This window comes from Evansella clarkii (assembly GCF_002019695.1).
GTDB lineage: Bacteria > Bacillota > Bacilli > Bacillales > Salisediminibacteriaceae > Evansella > Evansella clarkii.
Genome location: NZ_MTIV01000023.1, coordinates 1 through 7,285 on the forward strand (window position 1 = coordinate 1; position 7,285 = coordinate 7,285).

The 7,285-nt window shown below is 34.2% G+C and carries 8 protein-coding genes; 7 read left to right on the top strand and 1 reads right to left on the bottom strand.

Features of this window, described 5'->3' with window-relative positions:
* The first annotated feature begins 238 nt into the window (after window positions 1–238).
* The 3 genes from BK582_RS26275 to BK582_RS26285 all read left to right on the top strand — a co-directional run bounded on the left by BK582_RS26275 (window position 239) and on the right by BK582_RS26285 (window position 3,376).
* Complete coding sequence (locus BK582_RS26275) at window positions 239–607, top strand: ArsR/SmtB family transcription factor (RefSeq protein ID WP_013486818.1); 369 nt, start codon at window positions 239–241, stop codon at window positions 605–607.
* On the top strand, window positions 600–2,738 hold the full coding sequence (locus tag BK582_RS26280; RefSeq protein ID WP_078598707.1) for a heavy metal translocating P-type ATPase: 2,139 nt from the start codon (window positions 600–602) through the stop codon (window positions 2,736–2,738). Before BK582_RS26275 ends, BK582_RS26280 begins: the two co-directional genes overlap by 8 nt.
* 170 nt (window positions 2,739–2,908) lie before the next feature.
* On the top strand, window positions 2,909–3,376 hold the full coding sequence (locus tag BK582_RS26285) for a putative iron-sulfur cluster-binding metallochaperone (RefSeq protein WP_013486816.1): 468 nt from the start codon (window positions 2,909–2,911) through the stop codon (window positions 3,374–3,376).
* 28 nt (window positions 3,377–3,404) lie between these two features.
* Here BK582_RS26285 and BK582_RS26290 read toward each other — a convergent pair whose 3' ends face one another.
* Complete coding sequence (locus BK582_RS26290) at window positions 3,405–4,358, bottom strand: arsenic resistance protein (RefSeq protein WP_013486815.1); 954 nt, start codon at window positions 4,356–4,358, stop codon at window positions 3,405–3,407.
* A gap of 242 nt (window positions 4,359–4,600) precedes the next feature.
* Between BK582_RS26290 and BK582_RS26295 the strand changes: the two genes are divergently transcribed.
* From BK582_RS26295 to BK582_RS26310, 4 genes are all read left to right on the top strand, one after another.
* Window positions 4,601–5,209: a hypothetical protein gene (locus BK582_RS26295; protein ID WP_078598708.1), complete on the top strand. Its 609-nt coding sequence runs from the start codon at window positions 4,601–4,603 to the stop codon at window positions 5,207–5,209.
* Window positions 5,210–5,286: 77 nt separating this feature from the next.
* Window positions 5,287–5,694, top strand: coding sequence for a hypothetical protein (locus BK582_RS26300; protein WP_078598709.1), 408 nt, complete (start codon window positions 5,287–5,289; stop codon window positions 5,692–5,694).
* Between the two features lie 141 nt (window positions 5,695–5,835).
* Window positions 5,836–6,588 (top strand): hypothetical protein, encoded by a 753-nt coding sequence (locus BK582_RS26305; protein WP_139368376.1) that lies wholly within the window; start codon window positions 5,836–5,838, stop codon window positions 6,586–6,588.
* A 235-nt stretch (window positions 6,589–6,823) separates the two neighbouring features.
* Window positions 6,824–7,093 (top strand): cell division protein FtsK, encoded by a 270-nt coding sequence (locus tag BK582_RS26310; RefSeq protein ID WP_244895518.1) that lies wholly within the window; start codon window positions 6,824–6,826, stop codon window positions 7,091–7,093.
* Window positions 7,094–7,285 lie beyond the last annotated feature (192 nt).

Below are 7,285 nucleotides of genomic sequence, written 5' to 3' on the forward strand. Positions count from 1 at the left end.
AAACTAACCATGTAAATAATGTCTAATGAAAAAGAGTAGCTATGAAATCCTTAGATAAACGGAGTTTTCGTAAGAAAACAAAAAGATTATAGAGGGAGTAGAGTTGAAGAATTTTTGTTTAAAGAATTGGCTATCCAATTCTTTTTTTTTATTTCATTCAAATGAATACTTGAATATTTTTTAAAATAGGGTTATGCTATATTCAAGCAGATATTTGAATGATGATGGAGTGATGATAATGAATAAAAAAGACACTTGTGAAATCTATATTTATGACGAGGAAAAGGTTAATCGAATACAAGATGATTTACAGACAGTAGATATTTCTAGTGTTGCCCACATGTTAAAAGCTATTGCCGATGAAAATAGGGCAAAAATTACTTATGCTTTATGTCAAGATGAAGAACTTTGTGTGTGTGATATTGCAAATATCGTTGGAATTACGGTTGCCAATGCTTCACACCACTTGCGAACGCTTCATAAACAAGGGGTTGTGAAGTTTCGAAAAGAGGGTAAACTTGCGTTTTATTCGTTAGATGATGAACATATCAAGCAGATAATGATTATTGCATTAACTCATTCGAGAGAGGGGAAAAACAATGTCTGAACAAAAAGTAAAAGTGAATGAACAAGAAACAAAAACATATCGTGTTCAAGGGTTCACCTGAGCTGGCTGTGCGAAAAAGTTCGAAACGAACGTAAAACACCTGGATGGTGTTTTGGATGCAAACGTTAATTTTGGTGCTTCTAAAATCACGGTTACTGGTAAAACAACCATAGAATCACTTGAAAGTGCAGGAGCTTTTGAAAATTTAAAAGTTCGAGATGACAAAGAACAAAGAGTTGAAAGGGTTGCCTTCTGGAGACAAAAAGAGAATTTCAAAGTGTACATTGCAACATTTTTGTTGATTAGTAGCTTCTTTCTTCGATTACAATTAGGGGAAGAGCATATTATTCCTATTATTGGGTATGCGGCATCTATTGTAATTGGTGGATATTCATTATTTATTAAAGGGTTAAAGAATTTAGTTCGTTTAAATTTTGATATGGCAACACTTATGACAGTAGCGATTTTAGGAGCAGCTGCCATTGGTGAATGGGGAGAAGGAGCAGTAGTTGTTATTCTCTTTGCTATTAGTGAAGCACTGGAGCGGTACTCAATGGACAAAGCTCGCCAATCTATTGAATCGTTGATGGATATTGCCCCTAAAGAAGCTCTGATTCGTCGTGGCAATAAAGAAATGATGGTTCATGTTGATGACATTCAGGTTGGCGATGATATGATTGTAAAGCCTGGGCAAAAATTAGCGATGGATGGAGTCGTTATCAAAGGAACATCAACTTTAAATCAAGCAGCGATTACTGGAGAAAGTGTTCCCGTAACAAAGACTATTGATGATGAAGTGTTTGCTGGAACTTTAAATGAAGAAGGTTTACTTGAAGTAAAGGTAACAAAACGAGTAGAAGATTCAACACTGTCTAAAATTATTCATCTAGTTGAAGAAGCTCAAGCTGAACGTGCACCTTCTCAACAATTTGTTGACCGTTTTGCAAAATATTATACCCCTGGCATTATCGTTTTTGCTCTTTTGCTAGTAATAGTTCCTCCATTATTTATGGGAGCCGATTGGAGCGAATGGATTTATAGGGGGTTAGCTGTATTAGTGGTAGGTTGCCCGTGTGCGTTAGTCATTTCAACTCCTGTTTCCATCGTTACAGCGATTGGAAATGCAGCTAAAAATGGTGTACTAATTAAGGGTGGTATCCATTTGGAAGAAACAGGGGGACTGAAAGTTATAGCATTTGACAAAACAGGAACTTTAACGAAAGGTGTGCCTGCGGTTACTGATATTGTCACCTTTAATAATAATGAAGAAGAATTATTGACTATTACAGCAGCTATTGAAAATGGTTCACAACATCCTCTTGCTTCAGCTATTATGAGAAAAGCAGAAGAACAAGGTTTGAACTATAATGAAGTATTGATTGAGGAGTTCCAGTCCATTACAGGAAAAGGTGTAAAAGCAATTGTTAACAATCAAATGTACTATGTCGGAAGCCCCAATTTATTTGAGGAAGTTCTTCCTAAAGGTGTAAAAGCAGAAATAAAAGAAAGTATTTTAAATTTTCAAACACAAGGAAAGACGGTCATGGTATTAGGTACAGACAAAGAAGTTCTTTCTTTAATCGCTGTTGCGGATGAAATAAGAGAATCGTCGAAAGAAGTTATTCGCAAACTTCATCAAGCTGGCATTGAAAAAACAGTGATGTTGACAGGTGATAATAAAAGAACAGCTGAAGCAATTGGAAAACAAGTGGGTGTTTCAGATATTGAAGCAGATTTACTTCCAGAAGATAAACTTAACTTTATCAAAGAACTAAAATCTAAACACTACAAGGTTGCTATGGTTGGTGATGGTGTAAATGATGCACCTGCATTAGCTGCTTCTACTGTTGGTGTAGCTATGGGAGGAGCTGGTACGGATACAGCACTTGAAACAGCCGATATAGCTTTGATGTCAGATGACTTAAGCAAACTACCATATACGATTAAATTAAGCCGTAGAGCATTAACTATTATTAAACAAAATATAACCTTCTCTTTAGCTATCAAAGCGATTGCTCTACTTTTAGTGGTTCCTGGATGGTTGACTTTATGGTTGGCTATTTTTGCTGATATGGGAGCAACATTGCTTGTTACGTTAAATAGTTTACGTTTGTTAAGGATAAAAGAATAAGTTTATGATAGCAGGTAGATAATCACTTCATAGTTTTAAATTATTTCTGACATATTCTTCTTAAAGTCATGGATGCGTTTCTGCAACAGCGGCAGGAACGCCTTTTGACTAACGAAGCAGTAGACTTTAAGAAGAAATGTTATGATTTATGTAAAATGGGGGACTAAATTATGTCTGATTGCTGTTCTACAAATGTACAGGAAGTTTCGGAAAAAAGTGGCTCTGAATTGTGTCCAGCGTGTAAAGAAAAAGGAAAAAAAGTGAAGGTTATTACGTTAAAATCAATGCTAAAACCAACGATTTTGAGTACATTAAATGCAGGCTTAACTCATTATTTTTGTTCTACAAGTAAATGTGATGTTGTTTATTTTGATACGGATGAAAAAAAATATTTAACATCAGAAGTCAAGGTTTCTGTACATCAAAAAAATAGCTCTTCAGATGTTCCTATTTGCTATTGCTTTGGTTGGACAAAAGAAAGAATCAAACAATCTGTTGAAGAAGAATATGTTCCTAATCCTGTTGAACATATTCGTGAAAATATAAAGGAACATCGATGTGGATGTGAAGTGAATAATCCACAAGGTAGTTGTTGTTTAGCGAATGTTACTAGCTATATAAAAAGTCTCCCAAAATAAAATAATTTTCGGGAGATTTTTTTCATCTTTACTGACTCTTGTTTTTATTAAAAAATAATAAAAGTTGAGTAATTACGGCTAAAACAGGTAGTTCCAATAATGGACCTATAACTAATACTAAGGCAATCAGGGGCTGGTCTGGAAATGCTGTCATAGCTATTGCCAAAGCAATAGGTGAGTTTCTTGCTAAAGTATTCAAACTTAAACTGGTTCTGTCTGAATACGAATATTTCATAACCCGACCTACCTTTTGACTAAAGATAAAATTTATAACAAAAAACAAAAGGAGAGGGAGTGTTATTTGCCATATTAAATCTAGATTATCAAGCAATAATTGTCCTTGGGAAGCGAACATAGCTATAATTGCAAGGCTTAGGAATATAGTTGGGTACACGCTAAGTTTAGAAATGAAACTTTCTCTTAATTGTTGCTTGTTTCTCAAAAGTAATTTTGTTATAAGTGCTAAGACCAAAGGTATGAATAAAACAATTAAAATACTTTCTACTAGAAACCCCAGTTCAATAACTCCAGTGGTTCCTCCAAAAATCAGAAGATAAATAGGCAACAATATGACTTGCAAGATTAGATTCAAAGGTAAAATAGCCGTTGATAGTGCAACATTTCCTTTTGCAATACCTGTGAAGATTAAGTACCAATCCGTACACGGTGTGACCATCAGCATAATAAATCCAATATATAAGGCTGGATTGTCTCCTAGAAATATCATTGCTAGCACCCATGCTAAAATTGGTGTCCAGACAAAATTTATGGTGACTGAAGTGTATGTAAATTTGATGTTTTTAAAGGCTTTTTTGATTTCCTCGATAGGAATTTGTAAGAAGGTAATATATAACATAGCTACTAATAAAGGAACAATAAAACTTTCTGCATTAACTCTTATTAGGTCCATTTGTCCTATGCCTATACCAATTACAACTGCTAAAAGTATAATAAGTGTATATAATTTTTCGAATAAGCTCATTGTGTCTCACAACCTACTAAATAAATTTTAATGCAAACATAATTTTATCATAGCTTGACGGTTTTGCTTATTGAAGTAACGGGTTGCGTTAGTAAAAAATTGTGAGTTGCAAATGTGCAGCTCTTTTTTTGCACCTGGGGACTGGAAAATGATGCTAAACTAAAGGGGAGGTTAGCACAATAATTAGTGTATAATACTAGGTTATATTGATGTCAAAATACTACTACATTGGAGGCTGAAATATGAAGCGAATGCCAATTGAACCACCAACAGAACATTATGACGAACGTATTGAAGCAATAGATGAACAAATATGCAGTCTAATAAAGCAGCGGAAGGAACTCTCAAATAACAATCCTGGATTTCCAACTAAACAACTCATTGAAGAGTGGTCGATAAAATATAATTTCTACGAAGATTTCCTAAACAGTGTTTTTATACAATTTTTAAACGAAGAAGTTTATCGGCCAGTTGTAGAACCTAAAGGGTTTCTGAAAAATATACCGATCTTAAAGTCATTTGAAAAAGATAAAGTATTTTATTCGGTTACTTTTGTACGTCAATATGAGAATGCCAGTGTCGTTAATTTTATCATTGACAGGGACGATTTTGATGACAAAATGCCAACCAGGATTCTGCCGGAACACAACTTTTTTGACCTTTCAATAGAAGATGTTGCGGATACTGATTATGATAGCCGAATGGAAGGAGGGGGAGGCTCTGGTGGGCACGAATCATATACGTTCATCATATCACCAGCTTTGCCTCACGATACTTCTAAATATAAATTAGTCTTCAGCGAGTACAAACCACCTTACAAAAAGAAGACGGGTTTTGAATTTACCATATAAACAGACACTTTCGCTAACGGAAAGTAATACTGAAGTTTTTGTATTTAACTGTAAACAGAATAAAAAGGGGGACAATAATGAATAATTTCATAAAACATTTTATATGGACAGTAGTTATTGGGGGGATTTTGTACCTTGGATTTCAAATCCAAGTTTATTTAGAAGAAGTAGCGAAAACAGAATTCAGAATGGAAGGACTTGTTATATTCGGAACTTTATTTCCAGTTTTTGTTGGGGTGTTACTCCGTTTGCCACGCTTAATACAGGAAGTTAAAGAAGGTAAGCAATGGACGGTGAATTGGGGGAAATTAATCGTAGTGGGGCTACCTGCCTTTTATATCATTATTACTCAACTTTTTTTCCTTACTTCATTTGGGCACTATCTTCCATTTTCATTCGAAATTACACAGTTAATGAACTCTAATATATCAACGATAATTATTTTGATTTTTGGTTATGTAATGTTGGATAGCTTTAAAAAATAAAATGGTATCTGATGATTGGTGCAGTTTGTGAAAACTTGTCCTTAAACAAACGGGTGCGTTTGTAAAATTTCGAGTTGCAATGTTGCAGCTCTTTTCTTATACTTGCGAGCTGGAAAATGGTGTTAAAATAAAGGGGGTTACTTGAAGATAGAAATTAGAAGGAGGCAGATGTTTGGAGAAAAAACAAGTATGTTGGCAATAGGAGTTTTAATTTCCTTTGTAGTTATTTTTTTTAGAGAGCCAGTGCAAAGCGAAAAAAATATTAATGATATAGATGAAGAATCTCCTATTGAGAGGGAATTTATTAAGGACGAGGAAGAGTATACCGAGATCGACCCTCTTGAATATATTAATTTACAGTCAGAAAATAGAATGTTAAAGGAAGAAATCGAAAGGCTAGAAAATGAATTGTTTGACAGCAATTTTAGTTTTGTAAAAAGATTTATGAACTCGGATCTGGTTTATGAAATAGTGCCTTATCCTGAATCAACAGAAATATTGTACAAAGAGGTCGAAGAGGATGAATATGTACTCTTTTACACTGATGAGACAGGTTTTAACCTTCGGGTCTCTTCACTGGAAGATAGAATAACAGAGCAATTTTACTTTTATGGACTAAACCCAACCGACAATTTTAATTGGTTTGGTGGAGGTTCAATATATAATGGTTTCATTGGAGATAATCAAATTCAATCAGTCCGTGTTATACAAAACGAAACGGTGTATGATGCAAAAATTATAACTATTAATGAAAATATGCGAGTATGGTACAGCATAATAGATTATGAGAGAAACTCTGTTTCAAAAGAGCCAGATAAAATGAGAATTGAAGCATTGAATGAAGAGGATGAAGTAATTTGGCAGGAATCTTTTGATGGTAATCTAGGAGGGTAATTTAGCGTAATAGCGAGTGAATAATTTAACCTTGTGAAATTTTATACATAAAGTGACGGGTGTGTTAGTGAATTCACGGGCTGATATTACTGTAGCTCTTTTTTTACCCCCTAGAAATGGGAAAAGATGATGTTAAACCGAAAGGGAGAATCGTTATAATAATTAAGAATATATGCAGAGTTTTTATAAAGGTGGTGGAAGATTTAGTAAAAAATCCTTAAAGAAAGTAGATGATATGACAGAAGAAGAGAAGTTATATTTATCTGAAATAAAGAGACAAAATCCTTACGGAATAATTACTATGTTAATGGGTCTTATTTCATTTCTATTTGGTCCTATTTTTGTTGTCATTCCAATTTGTACTATATTTTTCGGAGTTATAACGCTTCGAACATTTAACAAAATAACTGAAGATAATCCTTGGACTTTTTACATTGGTCTTGCTCTGGCATTCTATGGATTGATTTTATATTTCACTAGCGGACCTCACAATGTAATAATATAAAATTACAGAAAGAAATTAATCGCTATTGTGAATTTGTGTACTTAAGCTAACGGAGAGCGATAGTGGAAGAAGCTCTCGCTGCTCTTGTTCCACAAACGGGGAGCATTCCTGTAATTAAAGAATTTGGAGTTTGATAGAAAAAGAGCCCTCTTGGTATGATACGAGGTGTCCAAAGCTTTGCGCGCAAAAGGA